This is a genomic window from Prochlorococcus marinus str. SB (assembly GCF_000760115.1).
Lineage (GTDB): Bacteria > Cyanobacteriota > Cyanobacteriia > PCC-6307 > Cyanobiaceae > Prochlorococcus_A > Prochlorococcus_A marinus_D.
Window position 1 is genome coordinate 63,316 of record NZ_JNAS01000002.1, and the last position, 24,427, is coordinate 87,742.

Below are 24,427 nucleotides of genomic sequence, written 5' to 3' on the forward strand. Positions count from 1 at the left end.
TACTTAGGCATTTTTAATGTTATAGTCTCAAGCTAGTACAACTTCAACTAGAATAAAAAAATTATTCATTACATAAATGAATTTAGAATCTTTTCCTTGGCTATCATCTATTGTTTTACTGCCTTTAATTGGGGCATTAATAATGCCTTTCTTGAGTTCAAAAGAAGGAGAAGATAATTCACTCCCTAGAAATATCTCATTAAGTTTTTTATTTATAGATTTTTTACTAATTATCGGCGTTCTTTTTCAAAAATTCAATACTTCAGATAGCTCTTTACAACTAGTAGAGAGAGCTTCTTGGCTACCATCTATAGGCTTAGAGTGGTCTCTTGGAGTAGATGGGTTATCTGCTCCTTTAGTAGCTTTAAGTGGGTTAATTACATTTTTATCGGCTGCAGCTAGTTGGAAAATTAAGAAAAAATCTAATCTATATTTTGCTCTTTTACTAGTCCAAGCATCAGCACAGGCACTAGTTTTCCTTTCTCAAGATTTTCTATTGTTTTTCTTGGCATGGGAACTTGAATTAGTCCCGGTGTATCTTCTTATTGCGATTTGGGGAGGGAAAAAGAAATTATATGCTGCAACTAAGTTCATACTTTATACAGCTTTAGCTTCTTTATTAATTCTCATAAGTGGGTTAGCACTTGCCTTGAGTGGCGATACCTTTACTTTAAATATTACTGATTTAACCAATAAACATGTATCGGGCAGCCTAGCTTTATTATCTTATTTAGGATTTTTAATTGGTTTTGGAGTAAAACTTCCTATCTTTCCATTACATACTTGGTTACCCGATGCACATGGAGAGGCTAATGCTCCAGTTTCAATGTTACTAGCTGGAATACTCTTAAAAATGGGAGGTTATGCTCTCTTAAGATTCAATGTTCAAATCCTCCCTGAAGTTCATCTTCAAATTGCGCCTGCGTTAATTATTCTCGGAATCATAAATATAATTTACGGAGCTCTAAATGCATTTGCACAAGATAATGTCAAAAGGAGAATTGCATGTAGCTCTGTGAGTCATATGGGTTTTGTTCTGTTAGGGATTGGAGCAGTAGATGCTCTAGGTATTAGCGGAGCAATGCTACAAATGATCAGTCACGGACTAATAGCTGCAGCGATGTTCTTTGTTACGGGCTCATTCTATGAAAGAACAAATACTCTTTCTATACCAAATATGGGCGGTTTAGCAAAGGTCTTGCCAATAACTTTTGCTTTTTTCTTAGCAAGCTCACTAGCCTCTCTAGCACTACCTGGGATGAGCGGTTTTATAAGTGAAATAACTGTATTTTTAGGTATCACAAGTCAAGAAGGCTTCAGCTCTATCTTTAGATCGATCACTATTCTTATTGCAGCTATAGGTTTAGTTCTTACACCAATATATCTACTATCAATGTGTAGAAGAGTATTTTTTGGCCCTAGAATTCCCGCACTAGCTACAGTCAAAGAGATGAATGGTCGAGAATTGACTATTGGTTTCAGTTTATTGTTGCCTACGTTAGTAATTGGTTTTTGGCCCAAAATCGCCATTAATTTATACGAATCTTCAACCAATGCTCTCAGTCAGCAGCTTACTCTAGCTAAATTAGTTGGATTAATACCAACCTTAGTAAATTAAATTACTTTAATAAATGGATACCTCAATTTTTAAATATGGAGAATTACCAGAATTTAAAAAATTTACTCCCGAAAGCATAAGTAAACAATTCCCAGCAGTACTAGAAAAGATAGCTGAAGAATTTAAAAACATAGAAAAAAATTTATCTAATTATTTGATTCAAAATGATTTAAATTGGGATAAGGTAATAAATCCTTTAAATGAAGTAAATGAAATTCTTAGATGGAGTTGGGGAGTAATAAGCCACCTAAATGCTGTAAATAATTCTGAAAGTTTAAGAGATATTTATTCAAAATTTCTTCCAGAGATTATTAGCTTGAGTAATAAGTTCGGGCAAAGCAAAATAATTTACAATTCTTTAGTCAAGCTTAAAGAAACAAATAAGTTTGATCAAATTAAAAACAGAATTTTAGATAAAGAAATTCTTGAGATGCAACATAGAGGAATTTCACTACAAAAGAATGATCAAGAAGAATTCAACAAAATTTCAGAAAAGCTTGGAGAACTATCAACTGAATTTAGTAACAATGTTCTTGATGCCACTAACGAATGGTTTTTAATTTTAAATAAAAAATCTGAAGTAGATGGTCTTCCTGAACGAGTACTAGAATTGATGGCAATTTCTGCACACAATCACTTAAAAAAAGATGAAGAAGTTGATATTAAAAATGGTCCTTGGAAATTAAGTCTAGATATTCCAACTTATACTTCGTTCATGACATATGCCTCCGAGCGTAATCTTAGAGAAAAGCTATACAAGGCATTCGTTAGTAGGGCTTCTCAAGGAGAAAAAAGTAATTCTCAAATCATTGAAGATATATTATCTCTCAGGACTAAACAAGCAAATCTTCTTGGTTATAAAAGTTGGGCAGAACTAAGTTTGTCAACGAAAATGGCTAAAGAAATAAAAAATGTAGAAAACCTATTAGAAGAATTGAGAGAACCAGCATTCAAAGCTGCAAAAATTGAATTAGAAACACTCGATAAGTTTTCTAAAGCTAATGGATTTCCAAAATCGCAGAATATTGAACCATGGGATATTAGTTATTGGTCTGAACTTCTTAGAAAGGAAAAGTTTAATTTGGATCAAGAGTCTTTGAGACCTTGGTTCCCACTAAATGATGTTTTGAAAGGTTTATTTAAATTAAGTGAGAAGCTTTTTGAAATTAAAGTAGTCGAGGCAACTGATGAGGCACCTCTCTGGAATGATGACGTTTTATTTTTTAATATCCTCAATAATGAAAATAAAAAAATTGCATCTTTTTACCTAGATCCATATTCAAGGCCTGAATCAAAAAGAGGAGGGGCTTGGATGGATGAATGTTTGAATAAAAATAATGTTGGCAAAAAGACCCTTCCTGTAGCTTATCTAGTTTGTAATCAGACTCCACCATCAAAAGATAAACCTAGTTTGATGAGTTTTGAAGAAGTTCAGACTCTTTTCCACGAATTTGGTCATGGTCTTCAACACATGCTTACTACTGTAAATCTTCCTCAAGCAGCTGGCATTAATAATGTTGAGTGGGATGCAGTCGAACTTCCAAGTCAATTTATGGAAAACTGGTGTTTTCATAAAAATACACTTTTGAATATTGCTAAGCACTACAAAACAGGAGAAAAACTATCCGATGAGAATTTTGAGAAGCTCCTGAAGAATAGAACTTTTAATTGTGGTATGGCTACTCTTAGACAACTACATTTTGCAATTACAGACCTTAGATTGCACAGTAGTATTGATAAAAATGAAGGTAAAACAGCAGATGAAATAAGAAGAGAAATTGCAAAACATACTACTATTATTGAACCAATTCAAGAAGATCACTTTCTTTGTTGTTTTAGTCATATATTTGCAGGGGGATATTCTGCAGGATATTACTCATATAAATGGGCTGAAGTTCTAAGTGCTGATGCATTTTCAATGTTTGAAGAAGCTGATCTAGAAAACTCTGAAAATTTAAAATTAATAGGAAAGAAATTCAAAGATACAATACTTAGCTTGGGAGGAAGCTTGCCTCCGTTAGACATATTTAAACTATTCAGAGGAAGAGAACCACAAACTGATTCTTTAATAAGACACTTAGGTTTATCTGGAGCTACATAATAATTTCATCGATTATTTTGTTAACCACAGATTTATTTCTTACAAGGTTTCTATGTTTATAGACTTTTACTGATATTTTTTTTCCAATATTTAAATTAGTCCACCAGCCAGGGAAAACCATCATATCCCAATAAGTAAAGAAATTAATACACTCAATATCATCAAGAAAAAAATCATTATTTGCGAGTTCTCTTAAAAACTTACTATTTATTTTCATTTCTGATATTCCTCTAAAGGGGTATTTAGGTATTAATTGAGCCATCAAAGTTCCTTTATGAGGGGAACCTATAGATATTAATCTTCTTGTTCTTTTATACCCATTAAATTTTTGAAGCCAGTATCTACCAATTATTCCTCCCATAAAAAATCCCAAAATATCTATTTCTTTTTCTAAACCATATTTCTCTAAAATTAATTCGTTTAATTTATTAGTCAACTCCATGATTGAAGTCATTCCGTATGAATGGTTAAGAGTTGGGGCAAAATATTCAATGCCAATATCATCAAGTTTTGAGGTAATAGAAGAAAAAATACTTGAAGTATTCCAAAGACCATGAATCAATATAATAGGATTTCTTTTTTCCAATAATTTTGTTATTTTTCAAGAATTCTTACTATTGAGACCTTCCCATCGAAACCTGTGATTGGAGGATTACATTTTGTCAAAATAATTTTAACTTTAGAAAGCTTAAATTCCTGATCAATGATTTCTATAATTGCATTTGAATATTTTTCGATTGTGAAACAATATATTTTCTTTGATTGATCTTTTAAAATTTGAACTAATTTTGAATAGTCAATTGTTTTTTTTATATCATCATTTACTGTACATTTTTCAAAATCAGTCCACAAAAAAATATCTAAAATAAATAGTTGTCCTAATTCCCTTTCTTCATCAAGAACGCCAACCCTAGCCCAAAGTTTAATATTCTCAATTTTTAAAAAAGTTTCCATCTTTAAAAGTTTTAAAGATCTTGATGTGTATAGATAGCCTTTCCTGATGAAAAATCATCAACTATATTCCCATCACCTTTTAGGAAATATTTATAAGTTACCAAACCTTCTAGACCTACAGGTCCCCTTGGTGGAAGAGTTTGAGTAGATATCCCAACCTCAGCTCCGAATCCATATCTAAAGCCATCTGCAAACCTAGTAGAGCAATTATGAAAAACACCTGCACTATCAACTACATTCATAAATTTATTGGCAGTATCTGAATTTTCAGTAATTATTCCATCTGTATGTTTTGAACTATATTTTTGAATATGTGTGACTGCCTCCTGGAGATCATCAACAATTTTTATCGATAAAATTAAATCCAAATATTCAGTTTTCCAATCTTCTAGACTAGCCTCATACTTTAACCCTAATTCAACTGATCTCTTATCTCCAATTAATTTAACATCATTACAATTAAATAAAGGGATGGCCTTTTCTAAAAAAGCTGGTGCGATATCTTTATGGACTAATAAAGTTTCGATAGCATTACATGCTGCAGGATATTGAATTTTGCTGTCTAAAGCGACTGATAAAGCCATCTCTAGATTTGCCTCAATATCTATAAACAAATGACAAATTCCATCAGCATGGCCTAACACAGGAATTCTTGTATTCTCCTGAATAAATTTAACTAATTCATTACTTCCTCTTGGAATTATTAAATTTATGTATTTCTCAAGATTTAACATCGCCATGCTATCTTTTCTACTGGTTAGTAAACATATTGCATTTTTATCAAGACCTGATTCATTTAAACCTTCTTGCAATGCCTTTACTATTGCTGTATTTGTTAAATTAGCTTCACTACCACCTTTTAGCATTACTCCATTACCTGATCTTATTGCTAATGAACTAATCTGCATAACGGCATCTGGCCTTGATTCAAAAATAACCCCCAATACTCCGATTGGCACAGTTTTTCTTTCTAAGATCAATCCCTTTGAAAGCTCTCTTTTAATTTGAACTTTATTTACAGGATCAGCTAAGTCTCCAACTTTTCTTACTCCTTCAATTCCTGAATCTAATTTTGATTTTGATAACTTTAATCTAGAAAGTAAAGCCCTAGAAATACCCTTTTTTTGTGCACTTGAATAATCCGAATTATTAGCATCTAATATTTCATTAGAATTTTTTTCTAGATAATCAGCCATAAAATTTAAGGCTTTAATTCGATTTTGATTTTCAGTCTGACTTATTTCTATTGATGCCGAACGAACTTTATTAGCTTTTTCTAAAAGATCATTATCTGGTTGAGGAACTTCAAAGATATTAGTCATAATATTTTTTAGTTAATTTAATAATAATTCAAATTAAAGATTCTTTAAAGTAAATTTTTTTCTAAATTAATATCTAAAAAATAACTGAACTTGACTTTTCCAATCCCCATTGGAATCATAAGAACCTAATAATTCTAAGTTTGGATTAGCCTGAAAAGTCAAAATCCCTAAAGGTGAAATATCATCTCTACCTGGAACGGTTTGAAAGGCAAAATTTATCGCATCAGTAATATCAAGCCCTATTTCGGCTACCCAAGCTTGAGAAGACAATTCCTGATTAGAAGATGATTGATCATCATTTTCTATATCTAAATTTTCATTGGAAAAAATATTATTAAATGAATCATTATTTTCTATCAACGCTGGATATAAAGAAAACTGAAATCTTTCACTAAATGCATCAGCATTATTAAGTTGCGAAATAAATGCTCTATTTATTAAATTTGCAGAGTTACCTCCAATTAAACCAATTATTTGTGATCTGCTATAGCTTGGCGTGCTCCTTAATTGGATTCTTCTATTTTCATCAGCGAAAGATAATTGATCTAAAAATCCTTCATAAGATGCTTCAATTTTGATAAGCCTAGTATTACCAATTCCAAATGCACCATAACTGCTTGAACCAGCGTCGACAGCAACATCACCTGATACATTTAAATCCTGATTGTTTTCACTTATAGGTATTATAGAATCTGGAACTTTACTGATTAAAGAAAAATTTATAAATGGAACCACACCACTTCTTGATGCAAATAGAATATAATTATCTTTATTTTTATTAAGTTTAAACGGTGTAGTATATAGATTTGCTCTTCCTTTCTTTAGGTAAATAAGACCCCTAGCATTTAAATCTTTTCCTACCGCACCATTTATAGTAAGGTCTAATTTGGTATCTAAATAAGCTTGAACTATCTCTGAATATTGAAGTTTAAATTCTGGTCCAAGTTTTAATTTAAGATTATTAAAACTCAAATTATCTAGATAGCTAGGCAAAGTTTCTCCTAAAAGAACTGAATTCAAAATTGTTTCATTTGATATTATTTCAATATTTTTTTTATTATTCCAATAGAGTTCTGGCCAATCTTTTTTATCCTCTTTTCGTATAAGATTTTTTTCTTTTTTGATATTTTGATTGGTGCTATTAAAATTAATAAATCCATTATTAAAAGAAAGAGAGCCTCCCAAAACAGGACTTTCAAATGATCCACTTAAATCTATATCTGAATCTATTAAGAAATTAAAATTATCTTTTTCTAAAGTAAATCTATTTGTTTTCAAATTAATTTTTGCCTCGTCGGAATTATTCTTACGATAAAAAGGCAAAGACCCTTTTATAAAAATTTCCCCAGAATCTTCAGCCTTTGCTTTTAGATTATTGATCTCTAAAGAATCAAAATCAAAAATTATTATGCTATTAATATCTTTTATTTTATTTTTAAAAAAATCAATTTCAGAATCGTTAATTACGATAAATCCATTTAATTGTGGTTTATTTAACCTACCTTTTAGAATCATTCTTAGATTCACATCACCTTCTTTAAAAGTAAAGTATTCATCAGCAAAAATATCTATTAACTCAACAAATTTTCCATTCCCAATCAATCTTAGATCTAAGTTATCTGATTTATTTATAGGTATTAAGCCTTCAATATTAATTGGGATTTCAGAATCATTTATTAGAATTGAAAAATTAATATCAAAAATAGAGTTATCAAATTCAATTAGTCCTTTATCAAATATTATTGTGTTATTTTTAATTGATGAATTATTGGAAGAAATTTCACTAAAGAAAGATTTTTTATCAATATCATAAAATAAATTCATATCTAACCCTCCAAGAAAATCTCTTGGTTTATTTAAAAAGATATTTGCTGTACTTAATGGTAATTTATTAATTCTTAAAGAACCTTTACCCGTTAATAATCCGCCTTCCAAATCAATAGAAAATTCCTCTTTGTTATTCTTGTATTCATCCTTAGGTATATCAAGATAGCCATTTAATTTTGCATTCAATTTATAATTAACTGGTTTATCGCCCTGTATAGTAATTTTCCCATTGTATCTACTTCTAAATTTATTTAAATATTTTTGCAAATTAAATTTGTCCTCTAGCACATTCCTATTTTCAATAAAGTTATCTATAAAATCGATCCTCTCTTTAAATGATTTATTATAATTATTTATTTCCAAATCATCCAAAATATTCGATTTACTGATGGGAATAACTTTTTTATTATCAAAGTTAAAAATATCAAAAGCGGTAAGAATAGTCCAACTAGTACTTACATTCGTAAATTCTGAATTAATAAAATTATTTTTATTTGAATCAAATTCGACTTCAATTACTCCTCCATCAATTGGATAAAGTGAAGAATTTATATAAAAATAATTATTTTTGACGCTGAAATCAAATAATGAATTGGCTAGATTAATATTTCTATATTTACCTAAACTCCAAGCAAGTCTCCCAAATAGCGATGACTGGTCTGACGAAATTGATCCCTCACCATTAATAATCCCATCAATTTTATCAAATTGATTTTTGTATAAAGATAATTCAAGTTCATCAAGAGGAAAATTATCCGCTCGCCATTTATAACTATCTTCCTCTTTGACAATACCTACAATCCCTTTATTTGAGTTAAAAACTCTTATAAAATTTGCATTATCTAGCTTAAGATCAGAATCAAACTTAATTGAAAGAAATGAAGGGATTGGAGAATATCTATTTTTCATATTTAGCAGAAATTCATTATTTACATACTTAATATCTCCCTCCCATGTCTCTCTAATCCGGATACCTTTAAAGTGAGGATAATCAACATTAAAGAATATAGAAATATCAGGATCCGTAATTTTTCCTTTTAATTCTCCTTTAGCAGTAATGAAACCCCTTATATCATTTTTCCGGAAAATATTTAAATTAGATAATTGTGTTCTATTTATTTTGAAACTAGTATCTACATCTCCAAAATTAATACCTCTTCTATCAAACCAGAAGGGAATATTACCCGATAATTTGATATCTGGATTCAGGCTATTAATGTATCCAATACTTCCTGTAAGATTAATATTATTGGAACTTTTATTAAATGGTACATTGAGATTAAAATGAGAAGTCAAAGTTCCATAATTTAATTTTTCTGTATTACCAATTAAATTATTATCTTTACAAGAAAACCTAGTTAAATCTGAATTTATATTCTCTGCTAAATCTTCTGGTTTTATTTTTAAATTAGTAAAAGAAAATCTTCCTTCACAAAATGTGCGCTTTGATGATTTATTAAATTTAAAGTTAGATTTAAAGGTACCCTTTTTAAAGCTAATTTTTCTATTACCAATAATATATTCAGAATTATCAAGATCTAAACCCTTAGAAAATAAATCCAGTTTTAAAAAGTCTTGATTTAATTTTGTATTAAATTTAAATTTTAAAAAACCCTTTTCATCAAAATTTGATTTTACATTTGCAATGATTTGTTTATTTCTTGACTTGTAAATAACACTACCTTTTACTTTTGTTTTTAATCCTGCATTATTAAACTCCAGATGTGAATATTTATTTAAGTTAAAGTTCAACTCATACTTAGATTTTGATTTTTTTGCAATTCGATCATCTTTATAAGATTCGTCCCTTTTAAAAAAATCTCTATCTATATTTATGGCAGCTTCCTTAGGACTTATTTTCACAATCCATTTTTGTTTTAAAAAAGATCTAAAAGGCATAATGCCTACATATACATTTTTGGCTGTAATTTCAGAATTTATATTGTTTTTATCATTAATTTTTGAATTACCCAAAGAAATACCTAGAAATCTAATCCCAACATAATCACCTAAATCAACATTTTTATCTAAAAGATTTTCAATACTTTTTTCTAGTTCTAATTTCCTAGAACTATAAGTTTCTTTTAAAAAATTATTTAATAAAAAAGTGCCTAAAAAACCTAAAGGTAAGAGCATCCCTACCAAAAGAATCTTAGTATTTAAATTTAGAGATCTAATTTTTTTCAAGTTAGAGCCCAAAAATAGAGTAGGCTTACAAAATATAAGAAATTAATCAGGTCAAAGCCACTAAATGTCTTTTTTTGAACTATTAGAGAACACACCCAAAATTTTTGGATTCTTTGGAATATTTCTTTTCATTTGCACAATAGCAGCTTTTATATTTAATTTTGGTTTTAAATTTCGAATAATTGGAGCAACTATCTTTTCATTATTGCTTTCTTTGAGTAGTTGGGCATTTATACAAAGTTACTCCGAAAAGGTTATGATAGAGGGTGCAAAATATGTTCCGATTGTTTATGACAATGGGTTCGATTTGATTATTGCTAAAGCAGATGATAACTTTCCAGAAGAATCTATTGACCCAACTTTAGAACAATTATCGGAAAACTTAATGAAAGGTAGCAGATCTGGTGCGAATGTAAAAATAAAGATAAGAAAACTTGAAAAAATTTCAGATGGTGTAAGTAAACCAGTGGTCATAGGAGAAGTTCAGAAAAATGTCAAAATGAATTAGTCTCTTAAACAATGGAAAGTAAAACCTTTTTAGACATTTTGCCAAATAATTTTAGACATGAGAAATCTTTTTTTGTTCAAAATAATTTAACTGACATTGAAAAATTAAGTAATCTTTCTGACCTAGAAATAAATGAGATTCAAAGAACATATTCACTATGCACATTGAATAATCTAAAGAAAATAAGAGCTATAGCTATTTTTAAAAAAGAAATTGGAATTTCTCCTCCGCAAGCATATCTTCTTTTACATTGCGGCATATCTTCTATTAAATCATTATCACGATCTACTCCTTACGAATTAGAGAGCAAAATTGGTAGATTAGAAAGAATTCTTAGAGTAAAAACTGAAACAGATACAACTTTTACTCTCTTAAAAGAATGGATTAAAAAAGCTAGTCAAATCTACAAATCTATTTAAAATCTTGGTTAAAAAAATTTTTTAATGTAGAATTTAGGAAAAGTTAGTGAAAATGAAACCTCTGCTATTTTTATTATTTTTGTTTTCCAACTCTTTATACCCTGTTTTTAGTCAATCTAACCTACTGGAAAATGTAAAAAAAAATCCAAACGAAGCTAGGAATTTATGTCAAAAGTTTAGAGAGTTTAATTCAAAAGGTATCTCAGCTAGTTCAGATAAAGCTATACAGTATGTATCAAATAAAAAAAAGTTAACCCCCGTTAACGCAGAGATCTTTTCTATTTACGTCATTGGGCTGCACTGTCCAGACATTATCTAAAGCCTAAATGTCTGGTTCAAGATGGTTTGACAAGTCTCTAATACTTAGAGATGGAGTAAAACTTATATCAAGGATTTGGTTACCTAATAGTAATGGGCCATGGCCTGCATTATTAATGAGACAACCTTATGGCAGGGAAATTGCTTCAACTATTACCTATTCTCATCCTGAATGGTGGGCTTCCAAAGGGTATATGGTCATAATTCAAGACGTTAGAGGTATGGGTTCTTCTGAAGGAGTCTTTAATGGTTTTTCTCAAGAAGCTAGCGATACTTCAGAAACTCATGAATGGGTAAGGTCTCTAAAAGAATGTAATGGGAAACTTGGCTTATATGGTTTTTCTTATCAAGGATTTACTCAACTAACCGGTGAATTAAATTCAAAGCCGCCCGATTGTTTATCTCCAGCAATGACTGGGATGAATATTAAGGATCATTGGTGCTCAGATGGAGGAGCATATTGGTGGCATAACAATATTGCATGGGGTCTTCAAATCGCAGCACTAAAAATGAAAAAAGAAAATAATTTGTTTGAGTGGGAAAAAATAAGATTAGCCTTAGAAAATAAAAGTTATTTAACTGAAGGAATTGAAATTTTAAAAAAATATGATCCTAATAGCTTTGTTTTGGAATGGCTTAAAAATTTAAATAATGCTCGCCCATTTGAAGAATTTAAACCAATCTCAACATGGATTAAACAACCTATGTTAATTATTGGAGGACTATGGGATCCACATTTAAAAGGTGCCTTTGATCTTTATAAAAAATCTAAAGAAGCTGGTGGGAGCCCAGAGATTATTATTGGGAATGCAACACATCTAAATTGGTGGGAGGGATCACAAGAATCTTTATTAAATTTTTTTGATAAACATTTAAAATTAGATGAGGATTTTAATTCTAAAAATTTAAAAGACGAGAAAAAAATATGGAATATTTCATTAAATAAATGGGAAGATTTAGATAACAAATTTAATCCTGAATTTATTTATGGACTCAAAAGCGATGGTACAGCAAATATAGAGGTTGAAGATGGAAGTCTGACCATAAATTCAAAAGGATCAGGATGGTTCACAATTGTTCATGACCCATGGAGACCTACTCCATCTGACGGTGGACATTTAGGTCCAAATCCAGGAAAATTTAACAGAAGCATTATTGATAAACGACTTGATGTAGGTGTTTTTCAAACCAATTCTTTTGAAGAAGATCAATATTTAACAGGAGTCCCCATATTAGAAATCCAAGTAAAAAGTGATCAGCCCAATTTTGACATCTGCCTTGCTTTATCTCTAGTTGAAGAAGGTAGTGAAAAGGTGAATCAATTTTCAACCGGATTCTTGAGGGTTAAAAACTCCAAAATAAATGAAGAATGCATTTATCAAATTACAATGCAACCAACAAATATTTGTTTAATTAAAGATAGCAAGCTTCGCTTATCTATATCTGCAGCAGCTTATCCCGCTATTGGAGTTAATCCTGGATTTGGGGAGGGGAATATTGGATCTCCTTCGGCAAATCATAGAGTTATTACTTTAAGTTTTTGCCTTGATAAAACATTTATGAAAATGACCCCTTTTTTTTATAAATAATTAATTTTTTGGTTAATCATTTGATATTATTAATCGTTAATATCTACCAGTCATGATCGAGACAATTCAAGCAGACTGGATTAAATCAGAAGCTATCAACCTAGAAAATTGTTGCAATGATAATCCATTAAAAATATTAGGTCCTCATTTTTATGAAGAACAATGGGTAATTAGGGTATGGATGCCTGAAGCCGAAGAAGTTAAAATAAATTTTAAAAACAATACCTATAAGGCGGAAAGCATAAACCATAAATGGCTTTTTGAAGCTATCCTGCCTGAAAACCCAAATCAAAATTACGAAATAAATATTTCACGAGGAGGGATCACACATACACAACATGACCCTTGGTCATATAAAGAAGAGTGGATGGGAGAAGTTGATAGACATCTTTTTGCAGAAGGTAATCATCATCATATTTGGAAAAAAATGGGAGCACATCTCATTGAAGAAAAGAATCAAAAAGGGGTCATGTTTTGCATTTGGGCTCCAAATGCAAAATCAATCTCGATAATTGGAGATATAAATTCTTGGGATGGAAGACATCATCCAATGCAAAAAAGATTAGGGGGAATTTGGGAACTATTCATGCCATCAATGCAAGAGGGCGACACATATAAATACGAAATAAGAACACAACAAGGTCATATTTATGAGAAAGCTGATCCATATGGATTCCTTCATGAAATTAGACCTCAAAATGGTTCAATTGTTTCAAAGTTGAAAAACTTTAATTGGAATGATAGCTCTTGGATTTCAAACAGAGATTCTTCAAGTCAAATTAATAAGCCAATTTCAGTTTATGAAATGCATTTAGGGAGTTGGCTCCATGAATCAACAGATAATAAATATCTGGAGGATAATGGTGAACCAAGAGACCCAGTACCTGCAGCCGATTTAAAACCTGGAACACGATTATTAACTTATCCAGAATTAACCAAGAAACTAATCCCTTACGTAAAAGAAAGAGGATTCACTCATATTGAACTAATGCCAATATCTGAACATCCTTTCGATGGTTCATGGGGATACCAAGTTACAGGCTGGTATGCACCAACAAGTAGATTTGGCACTCCAAATGAATTTAGAGAGTTTGTAAATAAATGTCATGAAGAGGGCATAGGCGTAATTCTTGATTGGGTGCCCGGTCATTTTCCAAAAGATAAGCATGGTTTAGCATTTTTTGATGGCTGCCATCTTTATGAGCATGGAGATTCACGAATAGGTGAACACAAAGAATGGGGAACCCTAATATTTAATTACAGCAGAAACGAAGTAAGAAATTTCTTAGTAGCAAATCTCGTTTATTGGTTTGAAGAGTTTCATATTGATGGCATAAGAGTAGATGCTGTAGCTTCTATGCTTTACAGAGATTATCTACGTCCTGATGGAGAATGGATACCCAATGAAAATGGTGGGAATGAAAATATAGAAGCCGTTAAATTTCTTCAACAGGCTAATCATGTACTCTTCCAACACTTCCCAGGTGCACTTTCTATCGCTGAAGAATCAACAACTTGGCCAATGGTAACCAAACCAACTGACATGGGAGGGTTAGGGTTTAACTTGAAATGGAATATGGGATGGATGCACGATATGCTTGATTATTTTGAAATAGATCCTTGGTTTAGGCAATTCCATCAAAATAGTGTGACTTTCTCAATTACATATAACTATACAGAGAACTTTATGCTTGCACTTAGTCATGATGAGGTTGTCCATGGTAAAAGTCATCTTTTGCATAAAATGCCTGGCGATGACTGGAAGAAATATGCAAATACTCGTGCATTACTAACTTATATGTGGACCCACCCTGGTAAAAAAACAATATTTATGGGAATGGAATTTGGGCAAAGACAAGAATGGAATGTTTGGGATGATCTGCAATGGGAGTTACTAGAATTTGAGCCCCATAAGGGTATCAGAAACTTGATTGATGACCTAAACGTTCTTTATAAAAATGAACCTGCATTATGGAAAAATGACTTTGATCCTTATGGATTCCAATGGATTGATTGTAATGACAAATCTAATTCGGTTATAAGTTTCATGAGAAGAGAAAACGATACCAATGAGTGGCTTGTTGTTGTTGCTAACTTTACACCTAATACTCATGGGTTATACAAAGTAGGAGTTCCTGTGGAAGGATTCTATAAAGAAATATTTAATTCAGATGGCTCTAGATACGGGGGCAGTAACAAAGGAAATATGGGGGGTAAAGAAACTATAAATTACAATATTCATGATTATCAAAATGCTCTAGAACTTGCTTTGCCCCCATTAAGCGTGAGTATATTCAAACATCAATCAAAAAAATAAGAAGGATCATTTAACTTAGTGCTTCATATAAATGTTCATATAACGCTTTTGTTCTGCTTTACATTGTAAGATTTTTAAGTTGGATTTTAATTTTTTTTAAATATCGAATTTAAAAATGGGTCAAGATTTACCACTACTACTTTCTGCCGCATTAGGTAAAAAAGTAAATAGGCCTCCAGTATGGATGATGAGGCAAGCAGGAAGATATATGAAAATCTATAGAGATTTAAGGGAACGTTACCCAAGCTTTAGAGAGAGGTCTGAAAATCCAGAATTATCATATGAGATTTCAATGCAGCCATTTCATGCTTTCAAACCGGATGGTGTAATACTTTTTTCAGATATTCTCACACCTCTTCCAGGGATGGGCATAAATTTTGAAATAATAGAAAGTAAAGGTCCAATTATTGAGGACCCAATAAGAACTCTTAATCAGGTAGAAAATTTAAGAGAATTAAATCCAAGCGAGAGTTTAAGCTTTGTTGGGCAAGTTCTTTCTTCACTAAAAAAAGATGTAAATAATGAGGCAACTGTTTTAGGTTTTGTTGGCGCACCTTGGACTCTTGCTGCATATGTAGTTGAAGGTAAAAGCAGTAAAAATTATTCCTTAATAAAATCAATGGCTTTTAATAAACCAGATTTACTTCATAAACTTCTTGATCATTTTGCAAAATCTATAGGTGAATATCTTAAATATCAAATAAAATCTGGAGCGCAAGTAGTACAAATTTTTGATTCATGGGCAGGCCAACTAAGCCCACAAGATTATGATATCTTTGCTGGGCCGTATCAAAAAAAAGTTGTTGAAATTGTAAAAGCGGAATACCCTGAAACACCAATGATTCTATACATTTCAGGAAGTGCTGGGGTACTGGAAAGAATGGCAAAAACTGGAGTAGATATAATTTCATTAGATTGGACAGTAGATATTGAAGAGGCCTGTAAAAGAATCCCAAGGGAGATTGGAGTTCAAGGTAATGTTGACCCTGGCATTTTATTCGGAAACAAAGAATCAATAAAAGAAAGGATAGATAATACTTTTAATAAAATTAAAGACAGGAAATATATTCTTAATTTAGGTCATGGGATTTTACCTGGGACTCCAGAAGAAAATGCTCAAACATTTTTTGAACATGGGAAAAAACTCACTTACTAGTCAAAGTCTTGGCATATAAAAACTTATTAATAACAGGCGCTAATGGATGTGTTGGCCAATATTTAGTTGATTGGTTTTTGAAAAACACAAAATTCAGGCTTTATCTCATGGTAAGAGACAAAAGTAAGTTACCAAATTCTGTTCAAGAAAATAAAAAAGTCAAGTTAATGGTGTGCGATATCAGGGAATCAAATAGATATAAAAAGGAAATTAGTCAAATTAATTACCTAATACATACTGCTACAGCTTGGGGAGATCCAAAAAGAGCATATGAAGTAAATATTAAAGCTTTTGAAGAGTTACTAGAAATGCTTGATATTGAAAAGTTAGAAAAGATTATTTATTTTTCAACAGCTAGTATTCTTGATACCCAAACAGAATTAATGAGGGAATCATTGATTTATGGAACAGAGTACATTCAAACAAAATATAAATGTTTCCAGAGACTTAGAGAAAGCACATTTGCAGAAAAAACATTCGCTGTTTTCCCTACTCTGGTTTTTGGAGGAAATCTTGGAAAAAAAAGTAAATATCCTGTGAGTTATTTAACTAGTGGATTGATAGAAATTGGGAAATGGCTTTGGTTAGCAAGATTTTTAAAACTCGATTCTAAATTTCACTTTATACACGCAAATGATATTGCCCAGATTTGCGGGTTTCTAATTAAAAATCATAAAGAAGAGCAATACAAAGGCTTTAGAAAATTTGTGCTAGGTCAAAAATTCATTTCAATTGATGATGCCATAATTACACTTTTAAAAAGACATAATATGAGAAGGTTTTTTGCGATACCGCTTACAAAAAAAATTCTAAAAATATTATTAAGAATTCTCCCCATCCAAACTACTCCTTGGGATAGCTTCAGTATCAAAAAATATGACTTTAATCATGTCCCCATCACTAATCCTGAGACTTTCAAACTTAAAAGTTATGCTAAGTCACTGAATGATATTTTAAGGTTATCAAAGTTACCAAGCTGTAATAACAATTAAAATTCTCGCAGTTAGGTTACCAAAGCCTTGTAATATATATAGATAAGCAAAATTTTTATTATGTTACGTTCAATCTTTGCAGGGTTATTTGCAATAGTTTTAACTCTAGGTTTAGGTATTTCATCAGTTTCAGCTAAGACTGTTGAAGTAAAACTCGGAACGGATGCTGGAATGCTTGCATTTGAACCAAGTACAGTAACCATCAGTGCTGGTGATACAGTTAAATTCGTCAATAATAAACTTGCCCCTCACAACGCAGTTTTTGATGGGCATGAGGAATTAAGTCATGCGGACCTAGCTTTTGCTCCAGGAGAGTCTTGGGAAGAAACATTTGATACTGCTGGAACTTATGATTACTATTGCGAACCACACAGAGGCGCTGGAATGGTAGGTAAAGTTATTGTTGAATAAATCTTCTAAATAGTTAGAGAACCTTTTTGAATTAATATTAATTACGGTCATATTCAAATTTTGATTGATGAAAATAGTTCCAAGCAGAATTTGAGAATTCGCTTGGAACTCTTTTATTTTTGCCAAAGAAATTGCTTATAAAAATTATCAACAAAACGTAGACTCTGATAATTTATTATTAGCTCTCATAAAAAAGGACAAAATTGCAAAAATTATTTTAAAAAAAAATAATGTAAATCTAAAAGATCTTGAGAGGGAAATAATTTCTTCATTAAATGCGAAGGCAAAAATGAAAAATAAACAAAATAATTTATATATTGGTGAGACTCTTCACACAATATTTTTGAAGTCGAATGATATTAAAAATACTTTAAATGATGTAGTGATATCAACAGAACACTTAATTTACGCTTTCACTTATGATGATAATTATGGATTTCAAATTTTAAATCAAAAAAGTATTCCAGAATTTCTTGAAATTATAAACAAAATGAAATCAGATCCGGCAGTAAAAAATGAATTTAATAGTTCTAATGAGTCTTTGGAAAAATATGGTATTGATTTAACTAAATCTGCACGAGATGGAATTTTAGACCCAGTTATTGGTAGGGATGAAGAGATTAGAAGAACAATTCAAATATTGAGTAGAAGAACAAAAAATAATCCCGTTCTTATTGGAGAACCTGGTGTTGGCAAAACAGCCATTGTAGAAGGGTTAGCTCAAAGAATTATTAATGGCGATGTACCTTCTGCGCTACAAGATAGGAAACTAATTTCATTAGATATGGGTTCACTTTTAGCTGGAGCAAAATACCGTGGAGAATTTGAAGAAAGGATAAAAAATATTCTAAAGAAAGTGAAAAAATCAGACGGTAAAATTATTCTTTTTATTGATGAAATTCATACAGTAGTTGGTGCAGGCGCTAGTGGGGGTTCTTTAGATGCAAGCAACCTATTAAAACCAATGCTTGCGAGAGGAGAACTTAGATGTATTGGTGCTACAACTATTAATGAACATAAACAAAATATAGAAAAAGATCCTGCTTTAGAACGAAGATTTCAAAAGATAAAAGTTGATGCTCCTTCAATAAATGATACTGTATCAATTTTAAGAGGATTGAGAGAGAGATACGAAGTTCATCATGGTGTGAGAATTTCTGATAATGCTTTAGTTGCTGCTGCAACCCTTAGCGAAAGATATATTAACGATAGATTTCTTCCTGACAAAGCAATAGATCTAATCGATGAAGCAGCCTCAAGATTAAATATGGTCATAACTTCCAAACCTGAAGAAATTGATGAAATTGATCGAAAAGTTCTACAGTTTGAGATGGAAAAATTATCTTTAAAAAGAGAAACGGATGATTTTTCTATAGAAAGATTAAAAAAAATCAATAATGAACTTATATCCCTTAAAGATAAACAGGCAGAATTAGGCGCTCAATGGAAAAAAGAAAAAGATGAAATTGACGAGATTAGCACCATAAAAGAAGAAATTGAATCTGTTCAATTGCAAATAGATCAAGCCAAAAGGAGTTTTGACCTCAACAAAGCAGCAGAATTAGAATTTGGAACTTTAAATTCTTTGCAAAAAAAATTGAAAGAAAAAAATGAGTCTCTAGTAAATTCCCAAAAAAATGGAGATACGAGTCTTTTAAGACAAGAGGTGACTTTTGATGATATTGCAGAAGTTGTCTCCAAGTGGACCTCTATTCCAGTACAGAACTTAAACCAGTCAGAAAAAGATAAACTCTTGAGCCTCGAGTCAATTCTTAAAGAAAAAATTATTGGTCAAGATAGTGCAATAAGGGCTGTTGCAGATTCCATTAAGAGATCAAGGACTGGTCTAAATGATCCAAGCAAGCCATTAGCCAGTTTTCTCTTTTTAGGTCCAACTGGTGTTGGGAAAACAGAGCTAAGTAAAGTAACAGCCAAAATAATATTCGATTCAAATTCTTCAATTACAAGACTGGATATGTCTGAATATATGGAAAAGCATTCAGTGAGCAAAATTATAGGCGCGCCTCCTGGGTATTTAGGTTTCGAATCAGGCGGTCAACTAACTGAAGCTGTACGCAAAAATCCTTATTCATTAATACTCCTAGATGAAATAGAGAAAGCTCACAAAGATATTTTAGATATTCTCTTACAGGTTCTTGATGATGGAATCATTACTGATGGTCAAGGTCGTACAATCAATTTCAAAAATTCAATCATTGTTCTCACAAGTAATTTAGGAAGTCAATCAATAAATGATTTATCAGTTAGAAAAGAAGATACAAATGAAATTAAAAAAGTTGTAGATAATGAAATTAAAAAATTTTTCAAGCCTGAGTTTTTAAATCGACTTGATGAAATAGTTATTTTTAATAATTTAGAATTAAATGACATAAAGGAAATTGCAAAAATACAGCTTCAACATTTAGAAAAAAGACTCAACAAAAAAAACTTAAAATTCAAAATTACGGATGAAGCAGTTAACCAACTTGTCGAAAATAGTTTCGATCATGACTATGGTGCAAGGCCTTTAAAAAGAATTATTCAAAAACAAATTGAAACCAAAATTTCAAATAATATATTGAATAATCATTACCTAAATAAAGATGAGATTAATATTTATCTGGTTAATGGAGAGATAAATGTTGATTAAAAATCTTATTAAAGAATCCTATATGACTTTAAAACTAACAACTTTAATCTAAGATTTGAACCAATCAGGAATTTCCTCATAACTTGCTTTATTCGATTTATTTTCTTTTGATTCTGTTTTCCAACAACATGTTCTGCCCTTATCCTTATCCTGTAAGTATTCATTAGCCCATCTCCAAATTAATTCAGAGGTGAACTCCATTCCCACATTGTCCATAATTCTCAGATCTAAAGCATCTAAGTCATTTAATTTTTCCCAGTAATTCAGCAAAGGGTCATCTTTATTTATTAGAAAAGTATGGTCAAATTGCTCCTTTAATCTATTTTCTAGGGGCTTTAGACTTGAAAAATCGACAACAAAACCATTTAGGTCTAATTTTTTTGCAGTGAACCAAAAGGTGAATGATCTTGAATATCCATGCACAAATCTGCAGTGGCCTTCATGGCGCCATTGCCTATGTGAACAGGGAAAATCCTCGTAACTTTTGCTGCATGAAAATTTCAGAGAATGAATATACATCAATTAACTGTTAGGATAATTTTTAATAAAACACATTGAGTAGGATTTAACATAACGAACATAATGACTTATTCAACTAATTTTTCGATAGAGGATCTACGCTTTGATAATTATGGATTAATCCCTGCAATAGCACAAGATTGGCTTGACGGATCAATTCTTATGCTTGCTTGGATGAACAAAGAATCTTTGACAATGACACTTGAAACCAAAAACGTGCATTATTGGAGTAGATCGAGATCCGAAATTTGGAGAAAAGGAGCTACAAGTGGAAGTACCCAAATACTTAAGGAGATAAGATTCGACTGCGATAATGATGCACTAATACTTTTGATTGAACAAAATGGTTCAGGAGCATGTCACACTGGGGAAAAAAGTTGTTTTTTCAACGAAATCAAAATTAATCAAAGTGATAAAAAAGAGAAAAAAACAACTCCCTTCTCAAATATATGTTCTGAATTATTCAATACAATTAACGAAAGATCAATAAATCCATCAGAAAAAAGTTACACAAATCATTTATTAACAAAAGGTAGTAATACTATTTTGAAAAAAATAGGAGAGGAATCTGCAGAATTTATAATGGCTTGCAAAGATAATGATAAAAATTCAATCTCAAATGAAGCTGCTGATTTAATTTATCATCTGCAAGTAGCCCTTATGCATAATGGGGTTGAGTGGAGAGATGTACTTGCTGTTCTAGAGTCAAGAAGAAAAAATAAATAATTAAAATATATAATTTTTAATTTTTTTTACCTAAAAATTTTAAAATAATGTTGATTAATCAATTAATAATTATTAATTAATTATTAATTAATTATTACATGTATGGCTTATTACTGAATTAACTATAAGTTAAATATATCAACAATGAGGTAAATCGTGAGTTCATTAAGCGATTTTCTTGGTGAAATAGGTCGTCATCAACTTTTGACTCCCGAAAGAGAACTCACAATGGGCAGAAAAGTCCAAGAAATGGTAGTACTTGTTAATAGATGTCAAGAGGCAGGAGGTAAAGGCCCCGCTTGTGAATACTCCGAAGCTGAGAGAAAAAAGATAAAAATTGGTGAAAAAGCTAAAAACGAGATGATAACAGCCAACCTAAGACTAGTTGTCAACCTCGCCAAGAGATACCAAGGGAAAGGATTAGAATTACTGGACTTAATTCAGGAGGGTACATTAGGTCTTACAAGGGCCGTAGAAAAATATGATCCGTCTAGAGGACATAGATTTTCCACCTATGCTTATTGGTGGATTAGGCAAGGTTTAAATAGAGCATTGTCAACTCAAAGTAGAACGATAAGGATCCCTGTTAACATTAATGAAAAACTTACAAAACTAAGATCAGCAAAATCAAAGCTTATGCAACTTAAGGGTATTCCACCTACTAGTGATGAGCTAGCTGAAGAAATGAAAATAACCAAAGAGGAAATTGACGAACTCCTTTCTTGTGAATTGAGAAGCATCACTGTTAGTCTCCAAGGTACTGTTAAATCAAAATCAGATCCTTCCGAGTTAGTTGATATTCTTCCAAGTGATCAAACTCCCCCAATGGAATTAGCCGAATTAGCCGAAAGGACAGCCTCGGCTTGGAAGTTATTAGATAAAGCAAATTTAACTGATAAAGAAAGAAAGATAGTAAGCTTAAGATTTGGTTTAGATGGCTCAAATGAATGGAGAACTTTAGCTGAAGTTGCAAGACATATGAGTTGTAGCAGGGAATATTGCCGACAAGTTGTTCAACGTGCTTTAAGAAAACTTAGAAAAGCAGGAATACAGAATGGATTAGTTGATAGTATTAGCTAAAAATTCCATTAAAAATATTTAAATTTCATTTATAAGGATGAAAGAGAATTACAAAACTAAAGAAAAAATCTATGATGCTGAGGTTTTAGAAAGTTCAACATTTGATGAAAATATCATTATCAAGATTCTCATTAAAGCGGGAAGAACAATTGCCAAGCCTGCCTTAGAAGTTTTGGAGATGGCATTAGATCCTTATACTCCTGCACAAGTGAGAGTTTCATTAATGGCTGCTCTAGCATATTTGATTATGCCATTTGATCTTTTCCCTGACTTTATGCCTTTAGTTGGTTTTAGTGATGATTTTGTAGCCCTCACAGCAGTACTCAGTATATGGAGCAAATACATGACTCCTTCAATAAGAACAAGAGCAGAGAATAAGCTTAATAAATTATTTCCTTTTTATTGAATGAGTAAATTATCTATACAGGAAGAAAAAGAACTAGTCTCCTTCATTAAAGATTGGTTAAAAACGCATGGATTTACCCAAAAAGACTTAGCAAATGAATTAAATATCAAATCGAGTAGAACCTCAGAGATTATTCTCAAAATGAAAGAATTTTATAAAAAAGGCGGCATGTTCAATATTGCAAAAAATCTTATAAAGATTGAGCAAAAATGGTTAAACAATATCAAGAACGATTATTTAGAAACAAAACAAATACCACCTTATAATCAATTAGATATCGACTCATTAGTAAACCAGATAAATCAGGATACTAGTAAATAAATATTATTTAAAATAATATATTTTTAATTAAAAATGATATAACCTTTTAAAACTAACGTTTAAATAAATATCGTTTTAACTCCTAAATAAGATAAATAATTAAATTATTAAAGCAAAAATAATATGTATTTTTAAGTAAAGTTAATTCTTTTAATAAATAATTAATAATTACTAAATTTTTTCTTAAATCATATTTAAAATGCTTGAATCCAGGGATAAATTTCATAATTAATCCATATACCTTTTTCCCAATATATATCCTCCTCAATAAGATCTTTCAACTCGTTTATATCATTAGCATTAAAAATTCCAAACAAATATTTAGTACATTTTGTTGGCCCTAATGTAACTAAAATATCACTATCTTTTAAGTTTTTAAGTCTCTTAAGATGTTGTTCCCGAAATGGTTCCCTTTTAATAATTGCATCTTTACAGTACCGTCCAAAAACTACAAACTTTTCCATTTTTAAATATAAATAAAAGAATGAATAGATACTTAATAATTGCATATATTACACGCAGATTGCTATGTTATTTAATACAACTTTCTTTTAATTAATTATGCTAACTGGTAGCGATCTCCTTGCAAAAGTTAAAGAACTTGGTGATGTTAGCAAATCTGACCTAGTCCGCGCCTGTGGATATGTTTCCACTAAAAAAAACGGAGCTGAACGCTTAAACTTTACCGCATTTTATGAAGCACTTTTAGAAGCAAAAGGGGTTAATCTTGGTGATTCTGGAGTTGCAGGTATTGGAAAAGGTGGAAGAAAACTTAGTTATATTGCTACAGTTCAAGGCAATGGAAATCTTCTTATTGGGAAAGCATATACAGCACTTCTTGATTTAAAAGCAGGTGATGAATTCGAAATTAAGCTCGGAAGAAAACAAATCAGATTATTACCTACAGAAGAATCTTAAAGACAACAAAAATAAATTGGTCGTAACATTTTTAATTAATTTTCTATATCTATAAATAATTATTTTAATTAATAAATTATGTTTGTAT

22 protein-coding genes are annotated in these 24,427 nt (G+C 30.9%); 16 read left to right on the plus strand and 6 right to left on the minus strand.

Annotated features, from left to right (window positions below):
* Window positions 1–76 precede the first annotated feature (76 nt).
* Both EV02_RS05875 and EV02_RS05870 read left to right on the plus strand, forming a co-directional pair.
* Window positions 77–1,618, plus strand: a complete 1,542-nt coding sequence (locus EV02_RS05875) for an NAD(P)H-quinone oxidoreductase subunit 4 (RefSeq protein ID WP_032519312.1) — start codon at window positions 77–79, stop codon at window positions 1,616–1,618.
* 13 nt (window positions 1,619–1,631) lie between these two features.
* Window positions 1,632–3,719: a M3 family metallopeptidase gene (locus tag EV02_RS05870; protein WP_032519314.1), complete on the plus strand. Its 2,088-nt coding sequence runs from the start codon at window positions 1,632–1,634 to the stop codon at window positions 3,717–3,719.
* Here EV02_RS05870 and EV02_RS05865 read toward each other — a convergent pair.
* The 4 genes from EV02_RS05865 to EV02_RS05850 all read right to left on the minus strand — a co-directional run bounded on the left by EV02_RS05865 (window position 3,712) and on the right by EV02_RS05850 (window position 9,958).
* The gene (locus tag EV02_RS05865; RefSeq protein ID WP_032519317.1) at window positions 3,712–4,305 is read right to left on the minus strand and encodes an esterase/lipase family protein; all 594 of its coding nucleotides are present in this window, start codon (window positions 4,303–4,305) and stop codon (window positions 3,712–3,714) included. The genes EV02_RS05870 and EV02_RS05865 overlap by 8 nt on opposite strands.
* Window positions 4,306–4,313: 8 nt before the next feature.
* On the minus strand, window positions 4,314–4,673 hold the full coding sequence (folB, locus tag EV02_RS05860) for a dihydroneopterin aldolase (protein ID WP_032519318.1): 360 nt from the start codon (window positions 4,671–4,673) through the stop codon (window positions 4,314–4,316).
* Window positions 4,674–4,684: 11 nt separating this feature from the next.
* Complete coding sequence (locus EV02_RS05855; protein ID WP_032519319.1) at window positions 4,685–5,995, minus strand: glutamate-5-semialdehyde dehydrogenase; 1,311 nt, start codon at window positions 5,993–5,995, stop codon at window positions 4,685–4,687.
* A 66-nt stretch (window positions 5,996–6,061) separates the two neighbouring features.
* Window positions 6,062–9,958: a translocation/assembly module TamB domain-containing protein gene (locus tag EV02_RS05850; RefSeq protein WP_032520435.1), complete on the minus strand. Its 3,897-nt coding sequence runs from the start codon at window positions 9,956–9,958 to the stop codon at window positions 6,062–6,064.
* Between the two features lie 115 nt (window positions 9,959–10,073).
* Between EV02_RS05850 and EV02_RS05845 the strand changes: the two genes are divergently transcribed.
* The 9 genes from EV02_RS05845 to EV02_RS05810 all read left to right on the plus strand — a co-directional run bounded on the left by EV02_RS05845 (window position 10,074) and on the right by EV02_RS05810 (window position 20,369).
* The gene (locus EV02_RS05845; RefSeq protein ID WP_032519320.1) at window positions 10,074–10,517 is read left to right on the plus strand and encodes a DUF2518 family protein; all 444 of its coding nucleotides are present in this window, start codon (window positions 10,074–10,076) and stop codon (window positions 10,515–10,517) included.
* A gap of 11 nt (window positions 10,518–10,528) precedes the next feature.
* Window positions 10,529–10,936 (plus strand): DUF4332 domain-containing protein, encoded by a 408-nt coding sequence (locus EV02_RS05840; protein ID WP_032519322.1) that lies wholly within the window; start codon window positions 10,529–10,531, stop codon window positions 10,934–10,936.
* A gap of 52 nt (window positions 10,937–10,988) precedes the next feature.
* Window positions 10,989–11,255 (plus strand): hypothetical protein, encoded by a 267-nt coding sequence (locus EV02_RS09735; protein WP_032519323.1) that lies wholly within the window; start codon window positions 10,989–10,991, stop codon window positions 11,253–11,255.
* 7 nt (window positions 11,256–11,262) lie between these two features.
* Window positions 11,263–12,843 (plus strand): CocE/NonD family hydrolase, encoded by a 1,581-nt coding sequence (locus EV02_RS05835; RefSeq protein WP_032519325.1) that lies wholly within the window; start codon window positions 11,263–11,265, stop codon window positions 12,841–12,843.
* A gap of 52 nt (window positions 12,844–12,895) precedes the next feature.
* Complete coding sequence (gene glgB, locus EV02_RS05830) at window positions 12,896–15,160, plus strand: 1,4-alpha-glucan branching protein GlgB (protein WP_032519327.1); 2,265 nt, start codon at window positions 12,896–12,898, stop codon at window positions 15,158–15,160.
* Between the two features lie 115 nt (window positions 15,161–15,275).
* On the plus strand, window positions 15,276–16,316 hold the full coding sequence (gene hemE / locus EV02_RS05825) for a uroporphyrinogen decarboxylase (protein WP_032519328.1): 1,041 nt from the start codon (window positions 15,276–15,278) through the stop codon (window positions 16,314–16,316).
* A gap of 8 nt (window positions 16,317–16,324) precedes the next feature.
* Window positions 16,325–17,308: an NAD-dependent epimerase/dehydratase family protein gene (locus tag EV02_RS05820; protein ID WP_032519329.1), complete on the plus strand. Its 984-nt coding sequence runs from the start codon at window positions 16,325–16,327 to the stop codon at window positions 17,306–17,308.
* A 60-nt stretch (window positions 17,309–17,368) separates the two neighbouring features.
* Window positions 17,369–17,719 (plus strand): plastocyanin, encoded by a 351-nt coding sequence (gene petE, locus EV02_RS05815; RefSeq protein WP_025894221.1) that lies wholly within the window; start codon window positions 17,369–17,371, stop codon window positions 17,717–17,719.
* Window positions 17,720–17,834: 115 nt separating this feature from the next.
* Window positions 17,835–20,369 carry an ATP-dependent Clp protease ATP-binding subunit gene (locus tag EV02_RS05810; RefSeq protein ID WP_241433723.1) on the plus strand — a complete coding sequence of 845 codons (2,535 nt, stop codon included), beginning with the start codon at window positions 17,835–17,837 and terminating at the stop codon, window positions 20,367–20,369.
* A 48-nt stretch (window positions 20,370–20,417) separates the two neighbouring features.
* Here the strand turns inward: EV02_RS05810 and EV02_RS0108680 are convergent, their stop codons facing one another.
* A complete protein-coding gene (locus EV02_RS0108680) occupies window positions 20,418–20,888 on the minus strand; it encodes a 6-carboxytetrahydropterin synthase (protein ID WP_032519330.1) in 471 nt (156 codons plus the stop codon).
* A gap of 63 nt (window positions 20,889–20,951) precedes the next feature.
* On the opposite strand from EV02_RS0108680, the gene hisIE reads away from it, so the two are divergent.
* From hisIE to EV02_RS05790, 4 genes are all read left to right on the plus strand, one after another.
* The gene (gene hisIE / locus EV02_RS05805) at window positions 20,952–21,614 is read left to right on the plus strand and encodes a bifunctional phosphoribosyl-AMP cyclohydrolase/phosphoribosyl-ATP diphosphatase HisIE (RefSeq protein WP_032519331.1); all 663 of its coding nucleotides are present in this window, start codon (window positions 20,952–20,954) and stop codon (window positions 21,612–21,614) included.
* A gap of 156 nt (window positions 21,615–21,770) precedes the next feature.
* Window positions 21,771–22,694, plus strand: coding sequence for a sigma-70 family RNA polymerase sigma factor (locus EV02_RS05800; protein WP_032519332.1), 924 nt, complete (start codon window positions 21,771–21,773; stop codon window positions 22,692–22,694).
* Window positions 22,695–22,731: 37 nt separating this feature from the next.
* Window positions 22,732–23,100, plus strand: a complete 369-nt coding sequence (locus tag EV02_RS05795; RefSeq protein ID WP_032519333.1) for a YkvA family protein — start codon at window positions 22,732–22,734, stop codon at window positions 23,098–23,100.
* Window positions 23,101–23,421, plus strand: a complete 321-nt coding sequence (locus EV02_RS05790) for a hypothetical protein (protein ID WP_032519335.1) — start codon at window positions 23,101–23,103, stop codon at window positions 23,419–23,421.
* A 194-nt stretch (window positions 23,422–23,615) separates the two neighbouring features.
* On the opposite strand, the gene EV02_RS05785 is transcribed toward EV02_RS05790, so the two are convergent.
* The gene (locus tag EV02_RS05785) at window positions 23,616–23,885 is read right to left on the minus strand and encodes a YciI family protein (RefSeq protein ID WP_032519337.1); all 270 of its coding nucleotides are present in this window, start codon (window positions 23,883–23,885) and stop codon (window positions 23,616–23,618) included.
* 97 nt (window positions 23,886–23,982) lie between these two features.
* On the opposite strand from EV02_RS05785, the gene EV02_RS05780 reads away from it, so the two are divergent.
* Window positions 23,983–24,339, plus strand: a complete 357-nt coding sequence (locus EV02_RS05780) for an AbrB family transcriptional regulator (RefSeq protein WP_032519338.1) — start codon at window positions 23,983–23,985, stop codon at window positions 24,337–24,339.
* The last annotated feature ends 88 nt before the right edge of the window (window positions 24,340–24,427 follow it).

Coding starts and splice junctions, on each gene's coding strand:
- EV02_RS05875 (WP_032519312.1), top strand. CDS start 77: ATGAATTTAGAATCTTTTCCTTGGCTATCATCTATTGTTTTACTGCCT.
- EV02_RS05870 (WP_032519314.1), top strand. CDS start 1,632: ATGGATACCTCAATTTTTAAATATGGAGAATTACCAGAATTTAAAAAA.
- folB (WP_032519318.1), bottom strand. CDS start 4,673: ATGGAAACTTTTTTAAAAATTGAGAATATTAAACTTTGGGCTAGGGTT.
- EV02_RS05855 (WP_032519319.1), bottom strand. CDS start 5,995: ATGACTAATATCTTTGAAGTTCCTCAACCAGATAATGATCTTTTAGAA.
- EV02_RS05850 (WP_032520435.1), bottom strand. CDS start 9,958: ATGCTCTTACCTTTAGGTTTTTTAGGCACTTTTTTATTAAATAATTTT.
- EV02_RS05845 (WP_032519320.1), top strand. CDS start 10,074: ATGTCTTTTTTTGAACTATTAGAGAACACACCCAAAATTTTTGGATTC.
- EV02_RS05840 (WP_032519322.1), top strand. CDS start 10,529: ATGGAAAGTAAAACCTTTTTAGACATTTTGCCAAATAATTTTAGACAT.
- EV02_RS09735 (WP_032519323.1), top strand. CDS start 10,989: ATGAAACCTCTGCTATTTTTATTATTTTTGTTTTCCAACTCTTTATAC.
- EV02_RS05835 (WP_032519325.1), top strand. CDS start 11,263: ATGTCTGGTTCAAGATGGTTTGACAAGTCTCTAATACTTAGAGATGGA.
- glgB (WP_032519327.1), top strand. CDS start 12,896: ATGATCGAGACAATTCAAGCAGACTGGATTAAATCAGAAGCTATCAAC.
- hemE (WP_032519328.1), top strand. CDS start 15,276: ATGGGTCAAGATTTACCACTACTACTTTCTGCCGCATTAGGTAAAAAA.
- petE (WP_025894221.1), top strand. CDS start 17,369: ATGTTACGTTCAATCTTTGCAGGGTTATTTGCAATAGTTTTAACTCTA.
- EV02_RS0108680 (WP_032519330.1), bottom strand. CDS start 20,888: ATGTATATTCATTCTCTGAAATTTTCATGCAGCAAAAGTTACGAGGAT.
- hisIE (WP_032519331.1), top strand. CDS start 20,952: ATGACTTATTCAACTAATTTTTCGATAGAGGATCTACGCTTTGATAAT.
- EV02_RS05795 (WP_032519333.1), top strand. CDS start 22,732: ATGAAAGAGAATTACAAAACTAAAGAAAAAATCTATGATGCTGAGGTT.
- EV02_RS05790 (WP_032519335.1), top strand. CDS start 23,101: ATGAGTAAATTATCTATACAGGAAGAAAAAGAACTAGTCTCCTTCATT.
- EV02_RS05785 (WP_032519337.1), bottom strand. CDS start 23,885: ATGGAAAAGTTTGTAGTTTTTGGACGGTACTGTAAAGATGCAATTATT.
- EV02_RS05780 (WP_032519338.1), top strand. CDS start 23,983: ATGCTAACTGGTAGCGATCTCCTTGCAAAAGTTAAAGAACTTGGTGAT.